This window comes from Streptomyces sp. 3N207 (assembly GCF_052246355.1).
Lineage (GTDB): Bacteria > Actinomycetota > Actinomycetes > Streptomycetales > Streptomycetaceae > Streptomyces.
In genome coordinates, this window is record NZ_JBQQBV010000034.1 from 24,249 (window position 1) to 48,300 (window position 24,052).

Annotated in this window: 18 protein-coding genes; 3 read left to right on the top strand and 15 right to left on the bottom strand. The window is 68.8% G+C overall.

Features of this window, described 5'->3' with window-relative positions:
- Window positions 1-296 precede the first annotated feature (296 nt).
- From ACTWP9_RS33740 to ACTWP9_RS33750, 3 genes are all read left to right on the top strand, one after another.
- Complete coding sequence (locus tag ACTWP9_RS33740) at window positions 297-1,043, top strand: IPT/TIG domain-containing protein (RefSeq protein ID WP_443250139.1); 747 nt, start codon at window positions 297-299, stop codon at window positions 1,041-1,043.
- Window positions 1,044-1,210: 167 nt separating this feature from the next.
- A complete protein-coding gene (locus ACTWP9_RS33745; protein ID WP_443250140.1) occupies window positions 1,211-2,710 on the top strand; it encodes an IPT/TIG domain-containing protein in 1,500 nt (499 codons plus the stop codon).
- 143 nt (window positions 2,711-2,853) lie between these two features.
- Entirely contained in the window at window positions 2,854-3,075 is a 222-nt protein-coding gene (locus tag ACTWP9_RS33750) for a hypothetical protein (RefSeq protein WP_443250141.1), read from the top strand.
- Window positions 3,076-3,496: 421 nt separating this feature from the next.
- Here the strand turns inward: ACTWP9_RS33750 and ACTWP9_RS33755 are convergent, their stop codons facing one another.
- The 15 genes from ACTWP9_RS33755 to ACTWP9_RS33825 form a co-directional block, all read right to left on the bottom strand.
- On the bottom strand, window positions 3,497-3,892 hold the full coding sequence (locus tag ACTWP9_RS33755) for a hypothetical protein (RefSeq protein ID WP_443250142.1): 396 nt from the start codon (window positions 3,890-3,892) through the stop codon (window positions 3,497-3,499).
- Window positions 3,893-4,193: 301 nt separating this feature from the next.
- On the bottom strand, window positions 4,194-4,610 hold the full coding sequence (locus tag ACTWP9_RS33760; protein ID WP_443250143.1) for a helicase associated domain-containing protein: 417 nt from the start codon (window positions 4,608-4,610) through the stop codon (window positions 4,194-4,196).
- Between the two features lie 335 nt (window positions 4,611-4,945).
- The gene (locus ACTWP9_RS33765; protein ID WP_443250144.1) at window positions 4,946-5,749 is read right to left on the bottom strand and encodes a hypothetical protein; all 804 of its coding nucleotides are present in this window, start codon (window positions 5,747-5,749) and stop codon (window positions 4,946-4,948) included.
- Between the two features lie 240 nt (window positions 5,750-5,989).
- Window positions 5,990-6,394, bottom strand: coding sequence for a DUF6009 family protein (locus ACTWP9_RS33770; protein WP_443250145.1), 405 nt, complete (start codon window positions 6,392-6,394; stop codon window positions 5,990-5,992).
- Complete coding sequence (locus tag ACTWP9_RS33775; protein ID WP_443250171.1) at window positions 6,391-7,917, bottom strand: DNA primase family protein; 1,527 nt, start codon at window positions 7,915-7,917, stop codon at window positions 6,391-6,393. The genes ACTWP9_RS33770 and ACTWP9_RS33775 overlap by 4 nt, the downstream gene beginning before the upstream one ends.
- Window positions 7,911-9,005: a bifunctional DNA primase/polymerase gene (locus ACTWP9_RS33780; RefSeq protein ID WP_443250146.1), complete on the bottom strand. Its 1,095-nt coding sequence runs from the start codon at window positions 9,003-9,005 to the stop codon at window positions 7,911-7,913. Before ACTWP9_RS33780 ends, ACTWP9_RS33775 begins: the two co-directional genes overlap by 7 nt.
- A 1,396-nt stretch (window positions 9,006-10,401) precedes the next feature.
- A complete protein-coding gene (locus tag ACTWP9_RS33785; RefSeq protein ID WP_443250147.1) occupies window positions 10,402-11,061 on the bottom strand; it encodes a hypothetical protein in 660 nt (219 codons plus the stop codon).
- 79 nt (window positions 11,062-11,140) lie between these two features.
- Window positions 11,141-13,732 carry a Helicase associated domain protein gene (locus tag ACTWP9_RS33790; protein ID WP_443250148.1) on the bottom strand — a complete coding sequence of 864 codons (2,592 nt, stop codon included), beginning with the start codon at window positions 13,730-13,732 and terminating at the stop codon, window positions 11,141-11,143.
- A 34-nt stretch (window positions 13,733-13,766) separates the two neighbouring features.
- Window positions 13,767-14,357, bottom strand: a complete 591-nt coding sequence (locus ACTWP9_RS33795) for a transcriptional regulator (protein ID WP_443250149.1) — start codon at window positions 14,355-14,357, stop codon at window positions 13,767-13,769.
- A 1-nt stretch (window position 14,358) separates the two neighbouring features.
- Window positions 14,359-16,635, bottom strand: a complete 2,277-nt coding sequence (locus tag ACTWP9_RS33800; RefSeq protein WP_443250150.1) for a DnaB-like helicase C-terminal domain-containing protein — start codon at window positions 16,633-16,635, stop codon at window positions 14,359-14,361.
- A gap of 181 nt (window positions 16,636-16,816) precedes the next feature.
- Window positions 16,817-18,391, bottom strand: coding sequence for a hypothetical protein (locus ACTWP9_RS33805; RefSeq protein WP_443250151.1), 1,575 nt, complete (start codon window positions 18,389-18,391; stop codon window positions 16,817-16,819).
- Between the two features lie 463 nt (window positions 18,392-18,854).
- A complete protein-coding gene (locus tag ACTWP9_RS33810) occupies window positions 18,855-19,175 on the bottom strand; it encodes a helix-turn-helix transcriptional regulator (protein ID WP_443250152.1) in 321 nt (106 codons plus the stop codon).
- Window positions 19,176-19,631: 456 nt separating this feature from the next.
- Window positions 19,632-21,185, bottom strand: coding sequence for a DUF2637 domain-containing protein (locus ACTWP9_RS33815; protein ID WP_443250153.1), 1,554 nt, complete (start codon window positions 21,183-21,185; stop codon window positions 19,632-19,634).
- A 213-nt stretch (window positions 21,186-21,398) separates the two neighbouring features.
- Window positions 21,399-22,490, bottom strand: coding sequence for a ParB/RepB/Spo0J family partition protein (locus ACTWP9_RS33820; protein WP_443250154.1), 1,092 nt, complete (start codon window positions 22,488-22,490; stop codon window positions 21,399-21,401).
- Entirely contained in the window at window positions 22,487-23,728 is a 1,242-nt protein-coding gene (locus ACTWP9_RS33825) for a ParA family protein (RefSeq protein WP_443250155.1), read from the bottom strand. The genes ACTWP9_RS33820 and ACTWP9_RS33825 overlap by 4 nt, the downstream gene beginning before the upstream one ends.
- Window positions 23,729-24,052 lie beyond the last annotated feature (324 nt).

Sequence of the window (24,052 nt, forward strand, 5' to 3'; positions counted from 1 at the left end):
TCCTGTACCGGTCCGTCTTGTGAGGCGAGGATCAACGGCTCTCGCCATCCTTCGCTGTCCGTGGGACAAGCGCCTGCCCATGCGCCCCGTGCCGGCGCGTGGCATGACGGCGCCCGGAGCAGGAGTCACCGAACGGGGACTGGCCTGGCCGTCCGTATACGTGGAGCCCACCTCGTGCACGGCCAACGCCGCTGATGAGCCTATGCCATGCCCGAGCGGATTCCGCCCGGCGCTGCGGGAGGCACCGCCCCACCCCATCCGCCATGCCCCTTTGGGGCGCACAAGGAGGTACTCGCATGCCTATTTCTCCGAATCAGGGTTCCACCGGTGGTGGAACCCTGGTAACGATCACCGGGACCAACCTGAGCAGCACCAGTGCGGTGACTTTCGGCAGCAAGCCGGCGACGAGCGTCACCAATGTCTCGCCGACGCAGGTCACGGCGGTATCCCCGTCCGGGACCGGGACGGTCGGGGTCACTGTGACCACGCCGGGCGGCACCAGCAACCCGGTGTCGTTCTTCTACGTGGGGGCTCCGTTCAAGTCTTCCCTGAGCACCAGTTCCGGGCCGCTGGCCGGTGGCAACACCATCACCATCAACGGCACCGGCCTGTCCACCGCCACCAGCGTCTCCTTCGGCGGCGTCGCCGCGACCCCCACGGTGGTCTCCGACAGCCAGGTCAGCGTCACGGTGCCGGCCGGCGCGGCGGCCGGGCCGGTGGGGGTGAGCGTGACCACTGCGGGAGGTACCAACAACGGCCTCTCGTACACCTACGTCGACACCCCGACCATCGCCACCCTCTCCCCCACTTCGGGCCCGGCGTCCGGCGGCACCGCGGTGACCATCACCGGGACCAACCTCGACAGCACGGACTCGGTGACCTTCGGTGGTACCGCAGCGCCCTTCGCGGTGATCAACTCCACCACGCTGTCTGCTGTCACCCCGCCCGGGGCTGCCGGGGCTGTCGACGTGGTGGTCACCAACCCCGCCGGATCCGCGACCGCGATCGCGGCGTTCACCTACGTCGCCGGTCCCGGTATCTGATCCGCGCCCTCCTGGTGTGTGGGGCCTGACGTCAATCAGGCCCCACACACCCCTCGTCTCCCCCTGGGTGGTCACGGAATCTCCGCCCAGGCGGTTCACCCTTCACCCCTTCCGCTGTCGAACTTCGGTGTCACTCCCTCTCTCGATTGAGGAGGAAAATGCTTCCCGTGGCCACAAGGGCCGGCTCCCCCGGGGAACCGTTGTCAGGTGCTGCCTCCAAGGCAGCGCCCGGCAGCCACTCCAACGACGACGCCACCGCCACACCGCCCGGCCGCACGCCCGTCCCCCTTGGCAGGGGCAAGTCCGCCCCTCCGCCGTCGGCCGCTCCTCACGACGGCCAGCTGACCGCCTGCATGTACGACGGTCCGGACAGCCCGTCGGCCCCCACCCCTGCTGCTGCGGGGCCGGCGCTGACCAGTGTGTCGCCCAGCGGTGGGCCCGTCTCCGGTGGGACCACCGTCACGCTCACCGGTACCGGCCTGACCGGTGCGACGTCGGTGAAGTTCGGTGCCACACCCGCCGCTTCGTTCACCGTGAGCTCCCCCACCCAGATCACCGCCGTCAGCCCCGCCGGCACCATCGGGGTAGTGCCGGTGACGGTCACCACCCCCACAGGCACCAGCAACCCCCTGGCCTTCACCTATGCTGCTGCGGGGCCGGCGCTGGCCAGCGTGTCGCCCAGCGGTGGGCCCGTCTCCGGTGGGACCACCGTCACGCTCACCGGTACCGGCCTGACCGGTACGACGTCGGTGAAGTTCGGTGCCACACCCGCCGCTTCCTTCACCATCAACTCCCCCACCCAGATCACCGCCGTCACCCCCGCCGGCACCGCCGGGGTAGTGCCGGTGACGGTCACCACCCCCACAGGCACCAGCAACCCCCTGGCCTTCACCTACCTGAACAGCCCATTGGTGACGGCTCTCGCACCCAGTAACGGGCCGACATCCGGTGGGACCACCGTCACCGTCACCGGTACTGACCTTGCTGGTGCGACGTCGGTGAAGTTCGGTGCGACACCCGCCGCTTCGTTCACCGTGAGCTCCCCCACCCAGATCACCGCCGTCAGCCCCGCCGGCATTCCAGGAGGTGTTCCTGTCACGGTCACCACCGCCGCAGGCACCAGCAGCAGCTCCCCCGGCACGCACTTCTTCTACGCGAGCCCACCCAGGCTGGGCGAGGTCACCCCGCCCGCGGGGCCCACTGCCGGGGGAACGCTCGTCAGTCTCACGGGAGCAGACCTGCTCAACGCGACAGCGGTCCAGTTCGGGAGCGTTCCGTCCCCATCCTTCACCGTGGTGTCATCCACCCACATCACCGCCACCGCCCCGCCAGGGTCCGGGAACGCCCAGGTCACTGTCCTCACCCCAGGAGGAACCAGCAATCCAGTGCCCTACGCATACGTTCCTGCGCCCACGGTCACCGGAATCACACCCACATCGGCGACCACCGACGCCGGAACCCTGGTGACTCTCTCCGGGAGCAACCTCTCCCGTACCACGAAGGTGTCCTTCGGTGCCCTTCTCGCCAGTTACACGATCATTTCCGAGACCACGATTACCGCCGTCGTTCCCGCAGGCGCTGCCGGCACCGTTCCCGTGACAGTCACCACCCCCGGCGGAGTCAGCAGCAGCGTTACTTTCACCCGGACAGACCCACCCAGCATCTGAGCGAACCCAGGCACTGCCCTGTTCTGAATTCCTCACCGCCGTGGCGGTTTTCCCATCAAACGGCCTCCCGGCTCGTTCGGTATTGCCGGTCTGTGAGAGGAACCAAAACATATCGGGGGCTTGGCCGCATTGGAGGAGACTGCATGGGAATCGACATGACACCCCTGGTCAACAAGTTCCAGGACGACTACCCCGGCGTCAGCACAGAAACCGCCCGGATCTGCGTCGACCACCTGCTGGAACTGTGCATCCGCTACGGACGGACGAGGGGCCCAAGAGCCTTCAAGCGAGTCGTTGACACCGCGGCTCGCGAATGCCACCCCTGGGCGATCGAGCTCACGGATCACCACGCCTGGAAGAAATGAAACGCCCGCTCCCACCCGGCAGGTGACAGCCAGCTCCTTACCCGCGGATCCGTAGCCGCCTCGTGGGGCGGCGACGCTGGTCGCATCCACCTTCCAACTCCTCCAGAGGGGTGCTGGCCACGATCACGTGCAGCGGCGACTTCACTGCGGCGGGGCGGCGGAACGGCGGCGGTGTATTTGTACGGCCACCAGCCGCCGACCAGGCACAAGGGACGCCCTCAACGGGGGTGCGGCAGGTGTTCACTGCCGTCGGCCATCTCGTCCACAGGCCGTCGGTTTGACGGGGGTTGGCCGGCCTCGAGGTACTGCCCCGTCCACCGCGGCCGCCTGCGCTGAGCGCCCTGCGCCGACCGGTGCTCCGGCCCGGCGGGTCAGCTGCAAGTGGATGCCTGATGACAGGACGCATCCGGCCGGCCGGCGATCAGGCCGTCTGATGGTCTTCTTCCCGGGCTTGCCATTCCCGGCGCGCGTAGGCGCGCACCGCGTCGCGTTCCGCCTCGGTGCAGCCGTCCCGAAGCGGCGATGGAATTGTGCCGGTCCGGCTCGTGCCGTGCCTCAGGTCGTGCAGCACCACCCCGTCCGCGACGTCGGAGGCGTCGGTGCGCAGCTCGACTGCCTTGTCGAAACCGCCGGCCGATGCCCCTTCACAAGGGCGGGGCAGATAGCCGCCCGGTCGATGACACAGGGCGAGCACGTCCAGGACGACCGCCGTCTCCAGCAGCTCGTCGCGGCATTCCATCGCCTGGATGCCCGCCTCTTCCAGCACCCAGTCCTGGTCTTTACGCGCGTGCGCGTCGGCCAGGACCTGGCGTTCCATGGAACGGCTGTAGAGGAGGGCTGGAATGAGTTGCCCGATGCGGACCAAGTGCTCGCCGTACGCAGCCTGTGCGGCCCGGCTGGTCGCCCAGCCCGGCCACGGCTCAGCCGCAGTCGCTCGGTGCGGGATCATTCTCGCTACGGTAGTGCCCGTCTGGGACAACACGACCGCACTCGGACAACTTGCCCTGAAAACGCCCTGGCGTGATGCCTGTGTGCCGAGGCCGGTAGTGGCCGCGGTTCGACCCACCACGTGTCACCAGCGGAGGAACCGGCCGAACCCTGCCAGTGGCCCCGCGACGTCAGGTGCTGCAGCGAGTCGTCATGCACGCCGACGCTTGGGCCTCGGGGGCGGCCCATAGGCCAACACGAGAGCATTGCGTACTGCAACTCGTCCGGCCGCTTGGAAGGATCCGGGGCGCGAATCGACTTCGTGGACGCGCATGCTGCGCAGCACAACCGCTACCGCCGCAAAGCCACGGGTCAAGCAAGAAGCCCGACCTCAAGGGCTTCGCGGCCTGGTCGGACGTGAGCTTGTGCTGTTTGTGGTGGCTGCGGGTGTTGCTGCGGAAGACGCGCAGCCGGATGGGGTGCTGGCGGCCTTCGGCGTCGGTGACAGTGTCAGTGTGGGGTCGAGGCACAGGCAGGTGCCCCTCGCGGGCCTTGAACTGGCGGGCGGCGGCGAGGTTGATCTCCCACTCCGACGCCCCGGCCGGCACAGCAGGCGAGGTGAGCTCCGCATCGGCTGCATGCCGGATCCCCAGTGGTCAGGCGCTTCTGCTGGCCCACACACGACGCAGCCGCAGATCGCCGGGCCCCGCGCCCCGGACGGGGCACCTGCCCCGGAAGCTGCGGCGCTCATTGATCACGACCCGATACGCGCCCGGCGTCGAGCAGCTCTGCCGCTCACATGGGGCCTGGACCGCCTGCCCAGTTGAAGCGCGTTCCAGCAGCGGGGGACGTGGAAGACGGCATCGGCTGACCGGACCGGGGATGCGACAGCCGGAGTGACCGGAGTCCGTACCGAGAGGCTCGGGATCGGTGTTCCGTGGCATCAGGGCAGGGATTGCGTGATCAACGCACTGACGTGGCCTGGATGGGCGTAGGCGTCCGGGATCCCGAGTTCGGTCCACTCCCGCAGAATGCCGTCTTCGTCGATGTCCGTGGTGCGCCACAGGTTCCACGAAGAGTCACCACGCTGGAATTGCCATTCGGATCCGTCGCTGTCCTGCAGTTCGATGTAGCAGCCGCATCCGAAGCCGCAGGCATAGTTCTTCTCCAGTTCCGCTGGGTCGTGGCAGTGGTGGTCTGCAACGAGTCGTGCCGAGTCGCCGAGGAGGCCGGCTACGGCTGCAACGGTCTGGTGCGCATCTGCCGTCTGCGGGCCCAGGTAGGGCGTAGCAGCCAGGACGCCTACGGCGTCTTCGCAGCCGTGCACGGCCGCGCGCGCTTCCTCGCCGGCGCAGGTGAGCATCATTTCGGCGTCGTTGAGGTTCAGTTCCTCGTGGCCGTTGTACTCCGGCATCTCTGTGTCTCCCCGCGCGTCCATGACGTGCAGGTACTCGGCCAGGTGTTCCAGGGCCTTTCCGGCTGCGTCGATCTGTGCCAGCAGCGCCGAGGCGACGACGGCTGCTTGGTGGGGGGTGTAGAGCGCCCATTCGGTTTGCAGGCCGGCTTCAGCTGCCTTCGCTGCCCGTGCTCCTGCGATCGACAAGGCGATCACTTCTTCCGGGTCGTCCGGCCCGCCGGTGTCCGTCACGAGGTTGATGCCCTCGCAGACGTCGCCGATCAGTCTCCGAGAGCGCTGGGCATCGGCTTCTTCGGCACTTTGCCACAGGTACGCAGGGGTTGTCGTCATCGCTCATCTGCCTTTCGGCCTTCCGACTGCGGCTTTCGCCAGCTGCGGGTGCGCACGATAGAGCTGGACCACACTGCGCCGCTCGCCGACACGGTCACCCTCCAGGGGGTCGTTACCAGGACATCTACCGGTGCCGAACGGCCCGGCGTGCGGCCTGCCGACGTGACGTTCATGAACACCGGAGGGCCGTCAGCGACTGAAGCGACTCAATTTCGGAGTGAGAACGTCGTCGCACCCAGTTCAGACTTTGGGGAGCTCTATGCCCATTTCGCGCATGGCGTCGGAGGCGGGGCCGCCTTCGGAGCGTTCGGTTTTGTAGCCCTTGACGGTGGGGGCCAGGGTGCGGGGGTCGACGGCTTCGGAGGGGGCGCCGGTGGCGTAGAGGCCGTCGGGGTCCTGGTCGCGGTCGTGGGGGGCGAGCCAGAAGACGCGGCGTAGCCAGGTGCCGGAGGCGCGGGAGGGTTTGGCGTCGCGGGTGAGGGTGGCGTAGCCGATGAGGCGGCCGTCGCGGTGGTAGGGGGGTTGGCGGCGGCGGGAGGAGACGCGGTCGAGGGTCTGGCGGACGTAGTCGAGGTCTTCGGTGTTCTCGAGCCATACGAGTTCTTCCTCGTGCGCGAGGTCTTTGGGGTCGATCAGCGCGCTCACGGGGTCTCCTCGTCGGTGAGGTCGGCGACAAGTCCGATGCCGGGGTAGTACTTCTTCTGGTTCGAGGTGGCCATCTCCTTGGGTGAACGCATACCCAGTGTGTCGCGGACCCGTGCGGCGAACGCCCGGCTGGAGACGGGAGTTGCGCCCTCGCTTTCGCACCAGCGGCAGTAGGCCAGGTAGAGGTGTTTTTGTTCGGCCCGCAGCCCGGTGTCGATTTTGCAGGTTTCGGTGAGGAAGCGGCCCATGTGGTCTTCGGTCTCCGCGTAGGCGGTCGTCGCGACGCGGACGCGTTCGGGGCCGGTGAGGTCTTTCTCGCCGGCGAGGTAGCGGCGGGCGCCGTCGATGAGCCAGGCCAGGATGCCGGGGCCCTCTTCTCGCACCAGGATGTCGGCGAGATTGTCGATCTTGCGTTCGTCGGGGATGATCCGCTCGAAGGGGATCAGGCGCATACGCCGCCAGAACGCGTAGCCGCCGGTGCCGACTTCGGGGCGGTGGTTGCCCAGCAGGAAGAGTTTGTGGGTGGGAGTGAAGGAGAAGAAGTCCTGCCGCATACGGCGAGCTTTGAGCTGGTCGCCACCGGTCAGCAGCTTGACTCTGGATTCGTCGAAGCGGTCGCCGGATTTCAGCTCGCTGCACACGATGACCCGCCGTCCGTGGAGTTCGGCGAGGTCGGTGGGGTGGCTCTCGAACGGTTTGGCCATCAGGAAGCCGGGCGGGGCCGCGTCGGCGTAGTCGCCCAGGAGTTTCACGATGACGTCCAGGAGAACGGACTTGCCGTTCTTGCCCTGTCCGTAGAGGAAGGCGAGGACCTGGGCGCCGACGTCGCCGGTGATCGAGTAGCCCAGCAGCAGGTGCAGGTAGCGGATCATCTGGCGGCCATCGGCATCGTCGCCGAAGGTGTCGGCCAGGAACAGGTCCCAGCGCGGGGTGGGCATCTGCTCGGGGGCGGTCAGGGCGCTGCGGGAGTGGAAGTCGTGTTCGGGGTCGGGTGGCTGGAGGGCGCCGGTGGCCAGGTCGACGATGCCGCGGGGGGTGCAGAGTTTGTAGGGGTCGGCGTCCAGGAGGGAGGCGTCCAGGAGCATGCCGCGGGCGGCGCGGGCCTGCTGGAGGACGGCTTTGATGCCGGAGGTGGACATGGCGCGGCGGCGCTCGCGGCGCATTTCGGCGTCGGTGTGGGTGCCGGTGGGGTCGTGGGTGGCCAGGGTCTCGGCCATGTCGCCGACGGCCCATACGACGGTGTCGTGTTCGTCGGGCTCCCATCGGGAGCCGGACCAGCGGTACCAGCCCAGTCCGTTGACGTGGCGGAAGTCCCGTGCGTACAGGTGGGCGAAGGCTTTGGCCAGGCCGCGGTCGGTCATCGAGTCGGGCAGCAGCCCCTCTTCGGTGACCTCGAACGGCGGCCGCTCCTTCCGGGGGCTCGGTGCGGGGCCTGGGGCTGTGGTCTGGGCGGGGAGGGGCGCGGGAGGCTGGTTGAGGATCTGGCGTGCCACGGCGGCCGGGTCGAATGCTGCGGTCACGATCGGGCTCCCGGGTACATGGGGCGCTGGGCACCGGCAGCGAGTCCGGCGCGGATGATCTGCAGGGCACGGGCGTGCTGGCGCGGCCGCGCGTAGTCGGCTGCCGCCAGGAGGGCTTCTTCGGCGGCCTGCTGGTCGAGGTGGCCGGCGGCGACGAGGCCTCCGGCGGTGTAGGCGGCGCGGTTGAGCTTTTCGGAGAAGCCCATGTTCTCCGCAGCGGCTGCGCATCCTGCGACTTCGGTCAGGACGGTCTCCATGGCTTTGGCAGCTGCGGTGTGGCCGCCTCCGGCGCGGGCGACCGCTTCCCGGGCGCGGGAGGGTACGGAACGGCGCGCCAGGCTCTGGGGGGAGCGGGTCGGCGGCTCGTCGGCCAGGGTGGTGTGTCCGGTGCGGACCAACTCCTGGGCGAGCCACCCGGGGAGTGGAGCGGGAGCCGCTGAAGGGGGGAGGGGGGTGTAGGCGCCGTCGGTGGTGCGGGTTCCGGGAGCGACGATGTAGCCGCCGTGGGCCCGTACATCGACCTGCCAGCACAGGGCCCGGCCGGTGCTGGATCCGCTGGAGCAGTGGAAGGCGTGTGCGGGGTCGGCCTGGTACCACACGTGCAGGCCCCCGGAGGGAGTGCGCACACGCAGCGTGGATTCGTCCTGGGCGGGGTCAGGGGCGCCGCGCAGGGCGGCGAGCACGGCCAGGGTGTGGAAGCCGTTTTCCAAACCGGTCAGGTCGACGTGGTCGTGGAGGGGGATGCCCGGCCACAAACGGTCTCTGCCCGGGAGGGGTTGGGGGTGGGCGTCGATGTCGATGACGACCAGGTGCGCGGGCCCGCACGAGACGCCGACTCCTGCAGCGGGCAGCGCGGCCCACCATGCCCGGATGCGGTCCGGGTCGGTGGTGGCGGCGTGGAAGCCGTGGCACCAGCCCCCGTCTGTGATGCAGGGACAGTTGTCGGGCTGGTGTGATCGGTCCTGGCACTGCCCGCAGTTGCGGGCAGGGATCTTTCTGCCGGGGGTCAGAGGGTGAACAGGCCAGCCGGCCGCCGCGCACTCGTGGGCGACAGCGAGCATGTCTCGCCTACCGGTGGTGGAGATGGCCATTCCTCGTAGCTCAAGCGGTTCCCGGTCGTCTTACGGGTTTCAGTCGCTGCCAGGAAAAAGCAGGTCAGAGTGCACATACACGTCGGACAGCGACTGAAGCGACTGAAGTTCGGAACAAGGTGAAGACACCTTAGCGAAAATCGTCGAGCCGGTTGGAGGGCGGGGCCGGATTGGGCGTGGCGGCCGGGCAGGAAACGCCTGGTGGCCGGGCAGGGACACGTGCCTCGGGCTCGAGGCAGCGGGGCGCCGCGGGTCGGATCCAGCAAAGCTCTGCTGCCAGCTGGCATCGGCATCGGAGAGCAGGGAGCGACGGGTGACTGTCTCGACCTGGTTGAGTCGCTGCTTCGGTCGCTGCACAAAAGCCCTGGTGAGAGGCGTTCTCCGAGCTGGAGAGCGACTGAAGCGACTCTAGTTCGGGATTATGGCGACATTCGCGTGTGCGCGTGCGTGTCATAGATACCGGGCTTCAGTCGCTTTCAGTCGCTGTCTACAGAAAGCCCGCAGGTCAGAGAGCCCTTCTTCCTCGGTCGCCCCCAGCGACTGAGGAAGAGTTCAGTCGCTGAGAACCGCGCTCTTCAGTCGCTCCCCCCAGGAAGCAGGAGCGCTCCTTCTCCCCGCAGGATGCCCGGTCGCTGGTGCAGCCTTTGGAGGAAGGTGCTGGCCAGCCGCCACTTTCGAGAACACGGAGCGACTGAAGCGACTATGGGCTCGGGTTACGGACAACAGCCGCGTGCGCACGGGGTCCCAGGTCTTGGCCTTCAGTCGCTTCACCTCCTTCCGGCGAGCGCCGGTTTCGGAATGCTGTATCGGCTGGACCTCACCAAGGCGGCCTTGGACCTCCTGAGCGCCCTCATCGAGCGGGTCAGGGGCCCGGTGGTGAGGCGAAGTGAACGTCTCCCAGGTCGAGCTGGGGAGCCCGCCTGGGCCTCTCCCGCAACTTTGCGAACACCGCGATGGCACTGCTGGAGAGCCGGGGCCTGGTGCTGCGGCCACAGGACCGGAAGTGCCGGACGTATTACCTCTACCCCTACGTCGCCTCCCCTGCCTCGCAGGAGGAGTTGGAGTAGGCCATCCGCGATGGGGTTGTGGGCGGCGAGGGGCGGCCGTCGGCTGAGGGGATGGTCGGGGTGCTGCGCAGGGCGAGGTGGGCGACGGCCTGCTGTCGGTGGTGTCCGTGTGTGCGTGAAGCCTCGCTACTGCCTCGCGCGCGTGCGTCTTGAGGAAAAGAGGGCCCGTGGGAGAAAGCGTTTCTGACCTGGTGCTTTGTAAGAGGATATGTGTTGGTGCTGACACATTGACCTGCAGCATGTACAAATCTGCCAACCCGGGTTGGCGAACTGTTAGGGCCCATGGCAGTTCCCGAGATCGAGCGTCGAAAAGGCCGGCGGGTGCTCGCTCACCAGAAGCCCTTCATCTTCCGCTGTTGGTAGCAGAGTGCCGGTTCCGCTCTTGGGCCCTCGCTTGAGTGTTCCGAGCCGGCCAGCGCGGTGATCAGCTTGTGAGCTGCCGCTTTCGTCAGCCGCCTTACGGCCGCCTGCGTTGTCTCGTCCGGGCCCCGCGGCGCCACGCCTGTGTCCATGACCGCCTTGTTGAACTCTGCGTCGAACCGGTCACGCCTCACCTTGGACGCCAGCGTGATGAGGTACCTGATCTGCTTGTCAGCGGCCGACTCTGCCCTGGGCTTCGCCGCCCGCTCGCGTCGGGCGCCGTAAACGCGGTCGTTGGCGGCCTTGCGCTTGTCCTCAGTCTTCTCGCTGCGGTCGACGATACGGATCTGTTCGGTCCGGCCTTTGCCCGGCTTGCCCGTCACCGCCTCCCACAGGGCGTCCACGGTCAGCGCGGACTCGTCCACGCCTTTGGTCAGGCCGGGGCCGGTGAGAGCGACGAAACCGCGCCCGGACCGCACCACGGTGAACCCCGCCGACTCGGCGTGCGCACTCACCCAGTCGCGCCCACACCCGCAATGAGTGCTGTGATAGCGGCCCCATTTCGAGCCGAGCGCTTCGTACACCAGCTGATCGCCGTAATACTTCGTGTCCCGCGTGAAACCCGACATGAGCAGCAGCTTCTCACCCTGTCCTGGTGTGGCGACGGCCCAGGAGCCAGCAAGGGTTCGGACCGTGCCTAGCGGCAGGTCATGTGAGCAGTCCGATGTCATGGGCTTCTCGTACCTGCTCGGGGCTGAGTTTGTGCTGTTTGTGGTGGGTGCGGGTGTTGCTGCGGAAGACGCCCAGCCGGATGTGGTGCTCGCTGCCTTCGGTGTCGGTGACGGTCTCGGTGTGGGAGCGGGGTACGCGCAAGTGGCCCTCGCGTGCCTTGTACTGGCGGGCTGCGGCGAGGTTGATCTCCCAGCGGGACGCCCCCGCGGCCACGGCTGGGCTGGTGAGCTGCTCCTGGGGGGCGGGCCGTACGCCGATGGCGCTCAGACGCTTCTGCTGTCCCGGTTGGAGGGTGTGCCAGGTGGCGGGCTGCTCGGCGAGCCAGGAGCCGACGTCGTCACCGCCTACGCTCACTCCGGGCTGTAGCTCGGGGAGGGTGGCGCCTTCCGTGAGCAGCCGGCGCACTTTCGCGTAGTGGCGCTGCCAGGCCAGGGGCCAGCGGGGGTTCCAGTCCGGGTCGATGGCCTCCAGCTGTCGGCGGCGGGCCTTGGCACGCTCGGGTTTCTTGCCCAGGCCGCCGGGCTTGCGGGCCTGGTGCAGCCGCTCGCCGATCCGCACTCCGGCGATCGCGGCGTCGCGGGGTGCGGCGAGGGTGTGGTGCTCGGCGTGGTAGAGGGCGCACAGGTCCAGGAACTCGGTGAACGCCTGGTCCCGCGGGTCGAAGACGAAGCCTTCCTGTGCCAGGAGTTCGATGCGCCAGTCGTCCAGGTGACCGCTCCGCCAGGCACGCCGCTGCTCTGCGGCCCACTGGCCGACCGGATAGGTGACGTTGTGGTCGCCGAGGTCGACGGTGGCGGTGTAGGGGATGTTGGCGTGCCCGTGCTCGGCGGCGAAGGTGCGGACGGCTTCCAGTCCGGTGAGCCACGCGGTCGACTCGGGTCGCAGGATGCGGGTGCGGACCAGGCGGGCGATCTGTTCGGCGTCGTGGCCGCGGCGGGAGAAGCGCAGCAGCGCGGGCTCTGCCGCCTCCCCCTGCTGCCGTTTGTCGTGATCTGCGGTGGGCGCCTCGGCCTCGGACGTCCCGGCCGCCGCTGCCTTGCGGGGGTCTCCGGCGGGGTCGGTGGCAAGGGTGTCTTCGGCGCCGCCGCGGCGGCCGGCCGGGCGCCGCGCCAGGCGCTCGACGACGCGGGGGTCGAACGCGCGCAGCGCGCGCAGGACGGTCACCAGCGGTTCGAAGGCGACGGTGGCGGCCATGTCCCGTCCCTCGTCCTCCGGGCCGAGGAGGACGGGTACGACGAGGCGGGCGACCTTGCCCTCGTGGGGCTTCTGGCGCAGGGCGCGGCCGACGGCCTGGACGATGTCGACGGGTGAGCTGCGTACGTCGGCGAACAGGACGCCGTCCAGGCCGCACCGTCCGGTGATGTCGGTGCCCTCGCCCAGCAGGCGGCAGGTGGACAGGATGCGGAACTCCGTCTTGCGGCCTCCGGCGTTGATGCCGTTGGCGAACTGGTCGAGTGTGGCGCGCTGGTGGGAGGCCGGGTGGAGGCCGCACAGCCACTCCCCCCATACCTCGCCCGGGAACCGCCCGGCCGTGCGCAGTTCGTCGGCGGCGTCCGGGAGGCCGCGGGCGAAGGAGAGGGCTTCCTGGGTGCGGGAGTGGAAGGAGAGCAGGCTGACGACGCCTGCGGTTTCCATGTGGGCGAGGGTGGCGGCGCGGATCGCTCCCAGCCGCATTCCGCGCCGCTCCTCCAGGCTCGCGTCGGTTCCGGGCGGTGCGGGGTCGCGGATCTCGAGGACGTCGATCTCGAAAGAGGCGAGGACGCCTTCCTCGATGGCCTGGCCGAGGGGGTAGGTGAAGGCGGGCTTGCCGTAGAGGGATTCGTCGTCCATGGAGGCGACCAGGCGGTCGCCGGCCTCACTGCCGGTGCCGTCCGCTTCCCAGATGCGGGGCGTGGCGGTCATGTACAGGCGTCGGTCGGCCGGGATGCGGGTGTTGTCGTGGATGACCGCCCACGGCTTGGAGGCGAGGCCCGCGGTGCGGTGGGCCTCGTCCACGATCGCCAGGCCGAAGCCGTCCAGCTTCTGCCCGAACGCCCCGGCCAGGGCCCGCTCCAGGGCACCGGCGACCGCACGCTCCTCGGCGGCCTCCGCCTCATCGTCGTCTTCGTCGTCTTCGTCGTCTTCGTGGGCGCTGCGGCGGCCGGGGTTGCCGACGAGGGAGGCGTAGGTGGCGAAGACGACCACGGGCCCGGTGCCGGCCCACATGGCCAGCCGGATGGGGTTTGTCGTACACCGCACCCCGAGCTCGTCGGCGAGGTAGGAGCGGACTTCGGGGTCGCGGTCCAGGGAGCACACGGCGACCGCGTTGCCGCGCATGCCGTACTGGCGCCACCTCTCCACCGTCTGGGTCAGCAGGTTGAGTGTGGGCACCAGCACCAGCACCCGCCCGCGGGGCTCCAGGCGGCGGGCGGCCTCGTAGGCGATGAGGGTCTTGCCCGAGCCCGGAGCGGCGACCACCTGCGTGCGCAGGCCCTCTGCCGGGACGCCGCCGGGCGGGGTCTCCAGCGCGAAGACCGCCGCGTCGACGGCTTCCCGCTGCCGGGCCCTCAGCGTCATCGGCTCGCGCACGCCGCTCTCCTCCATTCCTTCAGCCCCGGAGTGGTCAGGCGGAGAAGCCGACGGAGGTGGCGTACTCGTACTGGCCCCACTGCGACCCCAGGTCGGTCAGCCAGTCGTCCCACGCGTCCGCGAGCGCCTCGTCGTCCTGAGCGACCCAGGCGTCAACGATCCGGTCCCAGTTGCGGATCCGCAGCCTGCGGAACCCGGTCACGTCCGTGGTGATGACCCGTCTGCGGGGCTCGGCCACCCCGCTCTGGTCCAGCGGCTGGATCTCCACCCGTGTCCCGCCCCGCGCATTCAGACGCTGCAGCAGGTGACGGGCGACGTTGCGGCGGCGGTAGGCGCGGTAGGCCGCGTCGATACGGGCCATGTTGTCGCGGGTGGGGGTCTGTTTGTGCTGGAGCCAGCGGCGCAGGGTGCCGCGGGCCACCGTGATTCCCGCGTCCCTTATCGCCTGGTATCCGGCGGGTGAGTTGGTGAGGTAGTTCAGCCGTGCGTGCAGCCCCCGGCGGGTGGTGACCGGGGAGCGGATGCCGCCCTCCAGCGCGAGGCGGTCGAGGACCTCCGCGGCGAGCTGGGCACTCTTTTGTCCTTGGGCGCCGTAGAGGCCGAAGTTCAGTGTTCTGTCCGGCACTTCAGTTCACCTCCCGCTCGCGGTAGCTGCCTTCGGCCACCTTCTCAAGCCGGTAGGTCTGCTTGGGCTTGACCTCGGTGACCTCACGTCCTTCGGGGAACAGCGGCGTATCCTTCCCCGCTGTCCGGGCGCTGCGCCAGTCGCCCGCGAGGTGGAGTTCGTCGGTGCCCATCATCCGCACGATCGTCAGTCCCGCCTGGTGAGCCTGCCATGCCTTGTTCCACAGGTTGGCGAACGCCTGGGAGCGGATGATGTGCATCCAGTCCTGCCGGTAGAGGTCGCGGTTGTAGTTGGACTCCCCCATCGTGGAGACCAGCTTGGAGTACATCGCCTTCACGTACTCGTACGCCGCCTCCCTCTCGGCGGAGTCTGTCTCGAGGGCGTTGGTGCGGGCCTGGACCAGGGCCCGGCGCAGATGCTCCAGCAGTTGCTCGGTCGAGCCCGAGGTCCACGACTCATGGATCAAAGGCCGCTCACACAGCCCGTACTTGGGGCCGGAGAGGCGCAGCAGGAGGCGGAGGGTCGACTCGGTGATCCAGATGCGGCCGGGTTCTTCACGGTCGCCGATCGGGTTGGGCAGATGCGGGTGCTGCCAGTCGGGCGGGGTGACCAGGTGGACGCCGGAGCGCTTGGTGTCGTGTGCGGGGCCGCCTTCGTCGGGGCCGAGGTGGTGTTCGAGCTGCCCGATGGGCAGGTGGGCCTTCAGGGCGCTGAGGTAGGCACCGTTGATGTCCAGCGCCGTCACTGTCGCCGCCTGGTCGGCGAGCGGGTCGAGGACCTCGGGCGGGGCGGTCCAACGGGGCCGGGCCTCCCAGATGGCGTCGGCGTCCTGGCGCCCGCGCTTGTGGAGAATATCCGGAAGATCGGGGTAGTTACGGAAGTCGTAGCGTCCCCCCGCGCGGCTCTGCTCCAGCAGGTCCATCACGTCCGGGATGGCGGTCTTCTGCAGCTGGGCGACAGCCGCCTGGACCTCTCCCCCGGTCTCGGCGAGCACGCTGCGGACCCTGCCCTCGATCCGCTCCACCAGCTCGGCCACCGTCCCGCTGGACTTCGCCACCGTCGCCGGCGTGCCGCCCGCAGCGCGCGGGGCAGCTGCCGGCGCCCCCGCCGGGCGGGCCGGGTGGCGCGCCGGGCGCGGTACAGCCGCCCCGTCCGCGTTCGGGGCAACGGCCACCGCTTGCGGCGGCGCTGAGGCAGGGGCTGGGGCTGGGGCTGGGGCAGGCCGGTCGAGAAGGCGCAGGTGCGTCATGTCCAACGCCACCTCTGCGGCTGCGAGCGTGCCCAGGTCGCGGTCCGTGACCGTGATACGGGCGGTGTTGCCGCCGCCGGGGCGGGTGAGATGGAAGACGCGGTCAACACTCAGCTGCTCCACCAGATGGGCGTCGTCGGTATCGAGCAGTGCCACCACCGCAACGTGCCGGTCGGCGGCCAGACGGGCCAGGGTCTTCACCGCTGCCGGCAGGGATCGGCCGGAAAGTGGAGTGCTGTCGGCGCGGGTGTGCTGGAGCCGGTCGACCACCACCACACCCAGCCCCTCGATACGGGACGCCTCCTCGGCAATCGCCTGTGCTGTCGGCTCAGGACGTGTGAAAGCCAGCGGTGCAGCCCGCAGGCGGCTGTCGGCGTCGAAGACGGCCTGCCGCTGCTCGGGCGTGAGGGTACCGGCGGCGAACTGGGCATACGGCACGAGGGCCTCGGCAGCGATCAGACGCCGGGCGGCCACTTGCAACGGCACCCCGGACAGGGCGTAGAGCACCGAAGCCGGCTGCTCGGGAGCGAACGCCGCTGCGCGTGCGGCCTGGAGGGGCAGCAGGCTCCCGCCGGCGTTGGGCGGGGCAGCCACCAGCGTCACACTCCCTCGCACCAAACCCCCGCTGACCCGGTCCAGCGCCGCCACACCCGTCGACAGACCCGCCGTCTGCGGGGCCGTATCCAGCAGCCCGTCGAGGACATCCCCGAGTCCGGTGACCCCGGGGGTGGAGGTCTGCTGCTGCCGGTTCATGGGTGGGGTGTGCTTGTGCCGGGTGACGGTCGCGCCGGGCCGGCCGCTCACAGTCAAAACTTGTGGCTCTTCCTGGGCGGCGGCCACCAGGTTGCCCAGCTCCTGCCGGGCCTGCGTACTCGACCAGGCACGGCAGGACGGTTCGGGCCCCTCCAGGCGGCGCATCACAGCGGCCTGCCGGTTCTTGGAGTTGACCAGCACGATGTCCTCGCCCTGCTGGAGGCGCTCGACCACCTCGCTCCACTGTTCGCGAGCCTGCGAGAGCGTCATCTCCATTCAGGGGCCTCCTCATGTCTCCGTTTCCGTGATCCTACCAACGCAGATGCAATGCAGGTCCTTGTCTGATACAGATCAGCTCCCCTGGTGGCGGGGCCGTGGAACTGCTGGAAACAACGGGCACTTTGGCGGCGGGCGGCGGGGAGGCCGCCGGCCGCTCTTTCCTCTCCGCACTGTTCCGTCAGGACGCAACAGCCGCCTCCCCCTTGCCGCGAGAGGTGTTCCTCAGAAGCCGTAGCGCGAGCTTCTCGCCCCTGCCCCCCTGGTCGAGTCCGGTCATCAGCTCAGGCACCAGCTCGCGGGCCTCCTGCGTACACCGGGGGCAGAACTGGGAGTCGGCATCGACGTCGTCGCCGGTGCCGCAGCCTGTGCAGCGTACGGACCCGTCGTGCCTGTCGGCTTCAGCGACCGGGAGCTGCGGCAGGGCGCCCTCGGTCAGGCACTTGGAACACACTCCCCCGGTCGCCGGGTTGGCCCGGCGCGGGCTCGGGCCTGTGCACGCGGAGCACTCCGGCCAGTCCAGGCACGTCGGACACAGCTCCGCCCCCGGTGCGCGTCCTGCACGCCCGCACCCTGTGCACTCGGCCATCGCGCGATGGCCCACCGCCTCGATGACCGACCGCGCGGCCGGAGTGCCGGAGGCGCCGTCGCTCTGGTCGGGGGGCGGTGCGGTCTGGGCCGGAATCGGTGGTGCGGCAGCGGGAGGCCCGGTGCGCGCTGCGGCCCTCAGCCGGGCCGAAATGATCGCGCCGACCGACGTCTCGATCACCTCCGGCAGCGGACGCCCGCACACCACATGCCGCACCTGCTGCCGCGTCCACCCCTCTTCCAGCATCCCGTCCACCACCAGGCTCTGGTGGAGCAGCGGCAGCCCCCAGAGCAGATACCGCTCGTTCTCCGCACCGATGGCCAGCAGCAACTGCATGCCCGGCGTACGGGAGATCAGGCGCTGGGGATCCCTCGGCGCCGGGACGGTCTTGTCCGGCTGCTCGTCCTCAGCGCCCGGTGCCGTACCGCCGTCCGTTCCGTCCTCGCGCGTACGCGCGTCACCTACAGGAAGGGACGGACGGACGGAGAGGGGGTGCTGTGAGCGGGAAGACTGAGTGGGAAGTCTGAACGGAGGGTCGCGTTCTTCCTGTTCAGCGCCCAGATCCGGGTCAGAATTCTGACCCCGCGGGTCAGAATCTTGACCCGGTGGGTCAGAATTCTGACCCGCAGTCTCGTCGGCGCTGCTTCGCCGCCGCTCGGCCTTCTTCTGCTGCTCCCGCGCGGCCTCCTTCGCCGCCGCCTCGCGCGAAGCCTGCGCTGCCTTCTCCCGGACCGCATCGAGCGCATCGAACGCGTTGCGCGGGCCCGGGTACCCGCGGTCCGGGAACTGGTTGATGCGGATCCGCAGCGCCCCCGCCGCGGCGGCCTTCGCCCGCGAGGAGGTCTTCAGCGGCCGTCCCTCGGGTGTCGTGACCAGCCGTACGTCCGTCAGCTCGCGCAATAGGCCGCGGATGCGGCTCATGCTGGAGGGCAGCGCCTTCTCCCCCCGCTTGTGCTTCCGCTTCGGCAGCATGTACGCCAGCTCCATCAACGTCAGCTTCCGCACAGGCCCGCGCTTCTCGATGACGAGCGCGCGCAAGATCCAGTACAGCCGGACAGCGGCGTCGCTCAGCTCCGGGCACAGCGGGATCCAGTCGGCGGTCTGTGAGGTGTACCAGCCTTCGTCATCCGGCCCGTACAGCTCGAGGTCCTGGTCGTTGTCCGCCATCACGGCCTCCCCGGGCCGGACGCGAACATCGTCGCCAGCCGGAACGCCCGGCAGTGGGCGGGCTCGCTGCTAATGATCGTCACACCCCAAGAACGGGGCGAAAAACGGCCGGATGTGACACCGGCGGCAAAGTTTCTGGGCTCCGCTCCTGAGAGGCGGCGGAGGTGCTGCGTGAGCATGTGGTGCTCTCCCCTGATCGGGGAGTCGTGAAGGCACGGAGACCGGTGACCTACCAGCAAGAATGCGACAAAGTCGAGGGGCTATTGGGCACCCCGGCGAAGTGCGCTTATCCTTGAGGGAGGTGACCTGGGCCTGTGGCCCCGGTCCCTGCGGTCACCGACTTCACGACTCGGTCTGTAGAAGTGCAGTCACCGCGCCGCTTCACGACTCGGACTGTGAGAGGTTGGCGAGTCGTTCGCAGTGGGAGCCGCCTCTGGTCATACGGAGGCGGCTTCTGCTTTTTCTAGGTCACCACGGGACGTCCTTCCTGGCCGTGGGAAGCGAACTCGAACTCGGCCACAACCGAGGGGTGCTTCTCCGCCAGCCCTCTGAGGAGACGGGCGTACACGGCACGGTGCGGAGGACGGGGCTCCACGTTCATCCCGGGGTGCTCCCAGCGGTAGACCTGAAGACGCTGTACACCGACCAGTTTCGCGACCTCGTTCTTGTTCAGGCCCCCAGCCTCTCGCAGTGCGGCACGCAGAGCCGGAGATGGCAGGTTCCGAGACCCGGCCAGCAGCGCCTCGACTTCACTGAGGCGCTGCTCAATCGTCGCAGCAGTCATCGAGTCCTTCCCCCCCAAATGAGAGCCGGTGAAAGATATACGCCCTTTACAGCCGCGTGGTCTGGCTGTACGCCGGGTGACGGCATGTCGGAATAGTAACGTGTCATATTCACCGGGTAGTTGGCGAACTCGGTGAAGTGCGCTGGCAGTTGATGCTAGTTGGCGTGTCCGGGGCCGTAGATGTCGCGGCGGTAGCCGATGGACTCAGTCTCAGCGCTCTTCAGGGGCTCAGAGACTGCCGCCGGTACGGCGACCAGCCTTTGCGCACCCGCTGTCCGCTCGGCCGCGGAAGCTGCGCAGTTGTTCCGCGACAGTGCGCACCCCGGCGGCTCTTGCGCGGTGCGCAGTCTCGGCGGTGCGCAGTTGGGGCGGTGCGCAGTCTCGGCAGTGCGCACCCGGCGGCCCTTGCGCAGTCCCGGCACTGCGCAGTCCAAGTCGGCACTGCGCACGTGCGCATCAGGAAGGCTGCGCACTGGTGGCGGCGTAGCGGCGGCGGAACTCGTCGAGGTATCCCACGAGCGCGCTCTCGTCCAGGCGGTCACCGCGGTTGCCCTTGGCCTTGATGCCGTGCTTGGCGCACAGCGCCTCGAGTTCGCTCGGGGAGGGTTCGCTGCCCTGGGCCTCCAGGTGTTCTTCCCATACTCGGTAGATGCGCCAGCTGAGCCGGTACCGGCGCAGAGTGCTCGGGCTGATCGAACCGCCCCCTCGGCCTGCCATGCCGTTTATCCAGAGGTGATCGGACAGTTCCTGGAGGCTGGGCTCATTGCCGAGCCGATCCGTGAGGTCGGCCCACGCCCGGTAGTACCGGTCGACGAGGGTCAATGCCTTCTCCCCCGACGGCGGTATCGGCGGGACCCGTGCGTTCTCGCCGGTCTGCCTGTCGTCCTTCTGCCTGTCGTCCTCGTGGTTGTCGCCGTCGTCGTCTTCCAGCGGAGGAACCATCGCCTCAGCCTCCGTGGCTGGAGGAGACGACGTGCGGAAGCTGTCGGCTGGGCCACGCGCAGGCTGGTGAGGAACGGCTTCCTGGCCATCTGCGGCATCGGGCTCTGCAGGTATCTTCTCCGCTGTCGGCTGATCCTGCTCGCCGTCGTCCGGATCCTCTGCCCTGTCAGTACGGGCATCCGGCGCCGACTCGAGGTCCGGGTGGTTGTCGCTGTCACCGGATGTGGGAACGGTCCGCTGTTCGTAGCGGCCGGCGAACGTCTCCTCTTCGACCTCCTCTTCAATCTCCTCTTCGACGTGGCCGCTCGCACCCGGACGGGGACGGTCATCCGGCTCGCTGAGACCGGTGAGATTCGGGAGCCTGTGGTGCTGCTGGGTGCTGCTCGGCCGGGGGAGTACCGCGAGGGAGTCCGCAGGCAGTCCTGCGGCGGCCAGGCCAGGGGGTGCGGTCTCGGTGAGCGGCTTCCCGTAGCGGGCGAGTTTGAGGGGCATGAGTGCTTCGACGGGGGCTTTGCGGCGCCAGGAGCGGCCGTACTGGGCGCGGAGTTTGGTTTCGTAGACGAGGCGGTCCTGTTCCATGCGGATGACTTCGTCGTAGTTGCGCAGTTCCCACAGCTTCATGCGTCGCCAGAGGCGGAAGGTGGAGGGGAAGGCGAGCAGCCAGCGGGAGAGGCGTACGCCTTCCATGTGCTTGTCGGCGGTGATGTCCGCGACCCGTCCGGCGGCGTGCCGGGCGGCTTCGACGGTGACGACGAAGAGGACGGGGATGACCGCGTGCATGCCGACTCCGAGTGGGTCGGGCCAGGCGGCGGCGCCGTTGAAGGCGATGGTGGCGGCCGTCAGGAGCCAGGCGGTCTGGCGCAGCAGCGGGAAGGGGATGCGGATCCAGGTCAGCAGCAGGTCGAGGGCGAGCAGTACGACGATGCCCGCGTCCACGCCGATGGGGAAGAACGGGGCGAAGTCGCCGAAGCCCTTCCGTTCGGCCAGCTCGCGGACCGCCGCGTAGGAACCCGCAAAGCCGATCGCCGCGATCACCATCGCGCCGGTGACCACGACAGCGATGAGCATGCGGTGCACGCGACTAATGCGCACCCCCTGCACCAGCGCCCCCGTTGTCTCTTTGCTCTCGCCCTTGATGGGCGGTCAGTGTCTCACTCATGTGAGTGATGAGAGATGCCTCTGAGGGGGAGGGGGACTCCAGGCCGGATACAGCATGCGCTCCCGGGCCCTGCCTCTGCTCACCAGGTCCCGGGGGAGCGCTGCTGCACCAGTGGCGTCCCATCAGGAGGCAGCCGCCTCCCTGTCAGCGGCTGCGTGCGCCTGGTGCTGGTTCAGCACGGCAAGCATGGTCTCCATCTGGGCAGGGTCGAGGCGCTCGATCAGGTGTTGGGCCAGTGCCTCGCCATCGTGGTACGGCATCCCCCTCGAGGCAGCAGCCTTCTTCTTGCCCTGGGCGGCGGGGGAGTGGTTCGCCCGCGGCTCGGGCACCCCCTCGCCTCCGCGCCCGGAGGACTGGGGGACGGGCTCCGCTGCAGAGGATGCCGCCGCTTTCCCCTGGCGCTCTATTACGTCGTAATAGGCATCCGCGGAGGAGGTGGAGTCCTCACCCGCGGTTTCGTCCTGTTGGGCGGGCTCGGGCTTGCGGCGGCGCTCCTGCTTTTCGGCTTCCTTCCGGGCCCGCTGCTGCTTGAGCTCTTCAAGAGCGGCTTGCTGCTGATCGGCCGGCTTGTTCCCGACCGCACGCAGAAGGTCGATGGGTTCCTGCCCGATCCGCTGTTGCAGTTCGGGGGTGAGGTTGAGCAGCGCGAGCCGTTGGGAGATCCAGCCCTGGGAGCGGTGGAGCCGCTTGGCCAGCGCGGTCTGGCTTCCATGGATGGCCAGGAGCCGGTCCAGGGCGCGGGCCTCGTCGAGTTCCTCGAGGTCCTGGCGGTGGATGTTGGCCACCAGCGCGGATTCGAGAAGCTCCTCGGCGTTGTTTCCCTGGGCGTCGCTGACCATCACCTTCAGGGCGGTCAGACCGGCCTCGCGGGCCGCGGCCAGGCGGCTGTTGCCGTCGACGGCGACGTGGGTGGCGTCGGGTTCCAGGTCTGCCTCGTGGTCCGGGTTGGCCTTGATGTAGGCGTCCCGGTTCATGACGGTGATGGCCTGCTTCTGGCCGTGGTCCCTGAGGCTGCCGGCGAGGTCGGTCAGGTCACCGAGGCTGGAGCGGGGGTTGTCCGGGTTCAGGCTGATGCGGTCGAGGGGGAGTTCGGTGGGGTCGGCGATGCCTTCAGTGGGGACGCCGGTGGCGGAGGCCACCGCGCGGCGTCGGGCGCTGACCGGTTGGGCCTGGCGGCCGAACCGGCCTGCACCGAGCTTGTCCGCCTTGCTCATGAGATCTCCCGTGCCAGTGCGCGCATGCCGATGGCCTGCTGGGAGCGGGGGGCATAGGAGAGGAGGGGCTCCTTCATGCGGACGGCTTCCTTCTGTTCCTTCAGGTCACCGATGAGGCCGACGACGCGGGGATCCTTTATGTCGACCCAGCCTTGAAGGGAAGAGGTGGCGATGTAGCCGCGGCGGCCGTCGTAGAGATTGACGACGATGCCGAGGTAATCGATGTCGATCTGCAGGTCGTTGCGCAGGTCGTCGATCTGGTGGACGAGCAGGTCGTAGGCGTCGGCGGAGCTGTCCTCGGCCTGGACCACGATCAGCGTTCCGGACTGTCCCGGCGCTTCGCCCTCGCGTCGGCGCCCGTAGTAGGCGGCGGCGTCCATGCTGAGGCCCAGACTGGGCGGGCAGTCGATGAGGATTACGTCGTAATCGCTCTCCAAGGGGGCCAGCGCGCGCTCGAGAGCGGCTTCCCTGGCGCGTACGGCGGAGAGGCGTACGTCGAGGAGAAAGGCGTCGTTGCAGGCCGGCAGGAGGTGGAGCCGGCCGCCGAAGGTGTCGTCATCGACGGAGACGATGAGGTCGCGCAGGTCGCCCTTGGGGTCTCCGGCCATGTGATTGGTGAGGCTGTCACCGTCCATGGTCAGGGGAGTGGCGCCCAGTTGGTTGGTGAGGTGGCACTGGGGGTCGAAGTCGACGAGGAGCACTCGGAGCCCGAGGCCGGGAAGGTTCTCCACGTCGAGTGCGGCCGGGTCGCTGTGGTCCGAGGTGGCAGCCGCGAGCTGCTTGGCGACCCGGACGGGATGGAGGTTCTCGGGGCTTTCGGCGAGGGCTTCGCCGGCGCCTGCGGTGATGGCGGTTTTGCCGACGCCGCCCTTCTGGTTGCACACCACGATGCGCCGCGTGATGGCGGGCCGCTCGATGTCGGGTGCGGGATGGGTCTCGAGCCACAGTTGCACCGACTGGGCAAGCCCTTGGATGAGGGACACTTTCCGCTCGCCGGCAACGCGGCGGAAGTGCTCCCACTGCCCTTCGGGCAGAAAAGTGGAGAAGGAGTCGGCACCCGCCGTCTCGACGCTCTCAGGGGTCGCGGCAAGGGCACACCACGAGGCGATGCCTTCCTCGACCGCGAGCTGGATATCGGTGCCCCGCTGCGCAGCCCGGATCTTCAGGGCCTGACGCAGCTGAGCAGGAAGCTTGGAGACGACCTTCTCCCGGTCACTGGGCGGTGGTGAGGTAGCCATGGAGGCCACCTTACTAACGAACGCCGCGAACGTGAGTACCTACACGTTAGCTTGTCATTCTGACGGCCCAAGGCTTGAGAAGGCACCAGCAGACCGCTGGGCGACGGCTATTACGACGTAATAGCGCGGAGGTCCCTCAGGGACGCACCAACCTCAGGCGCTGGCACGGCTGTTGCAGCGGCAGTCCCACGGGCCCGCGAAGTCTGCAGAGGGCTGATCGATACGGACGACGCGTCTCCCGGTCGGTCCGGGTGAGCAACGGCACACGCGTTGCGCCCCCATGCCGGCTACGGACAGGCAATCGGCCCGGGGCCCACTGCACTC

What these genes read in the sequence shown, in the direction of transcription:
- ACTWP9_RS33740 (WP_443250139.1), top strand. Translation starts at nt 297, where the DNA reads ATGCCTATTTCTCCGAATCAGGGTTCCACCGGTGGTGGAACCCTGGTA.
- ACTWP9_RS33750 (WP_443250141.1), top strand. Translation starts at nt 2,854, where the DNA reads ATGGGAATCGACATGACACCCCTGGTCAACAAGTTCCAGGACGACTAC.
- ACTWP9_RS33755 (WP_443250142.1), bottom strand. Translation starts at nt 3,892, where the DNA reads ATGGAACGCCAGGTCCTGGCCGACGCGCACGCGCGTAAAGACCAGGAC.
- ACTWP9_RS33765 (WP_443250144.1), bottom strand. Translation starts at nt 5,749, where the DNA reads ATGACGACAACCCCTGCGTACCTGTGGCAAAGTGCCGAAGAAGCCGAT.
- ACTWP9_RS33780 (WP_443250146.1), bottom strand. Translation starts at nt 9,005, where the DNA reads ATGGCCATCTCCACCACCGGTAGGCGAGACATGCTCGCTGTCGCCCAC.
- ACTWP9_RS33785 (WP_443250147.1), bottom strand. Translation starts at nt 11,061, where the DNA reads ATGTCGGGTTTCACGCGGGACACGAAGTATTACGGCGATCAGCTGGTG.
- ACTWP9_RS33800 (WP_443250150.1), bottom strand. Translation starts at nt 16,635, where the DNA reads ATGGAGATGACGCTCTCGCAGGCTCGCGAACAGTGGAGCGAGGTGGTC.
- ACTWP9_RS33805 (WP_443250151.1), bottom strand. Translation starts at nt 18,391, where the DNA reads ATGGCGGACAACGACCAGGACCTCGAGCTGTACGGGCCGGATGACGAA.
- ACTWP9_RS33810 (WP_443250152.1), bottom strand. Translation starts at nt 19,175, where the DNA reads ATGACTGCTGCGACGATTGAGCAGCGCCTCAGTGAAGTCGAGGCGCTG.
- ACTWP9_RS33815 (WP_443250153.1), bottom strand. Translation starts at nt 21,185, where the DNA reads ATGCTCATCGCTGTCGTGGTCACCGGCGCGATGGTGATCGCGGCGATC.
- ACTWP9_RS33820 (WP_443250154.1), bottom strand. Translation starts at nt 22,490, where the DNA reads ATGAGCAAGGCGGACAAGCTCGGTGCAGGCCGGTTCGGCCGCCAGGCC.
- ACTWP9_RS33825 (WP_443250155.1), bottom strand. Translation starts at nt 23,728, where the DNA reads ATGGCTACCTCACCACCGCCCAGTGACCGGGAGAAGGTCGTCTCCAAG.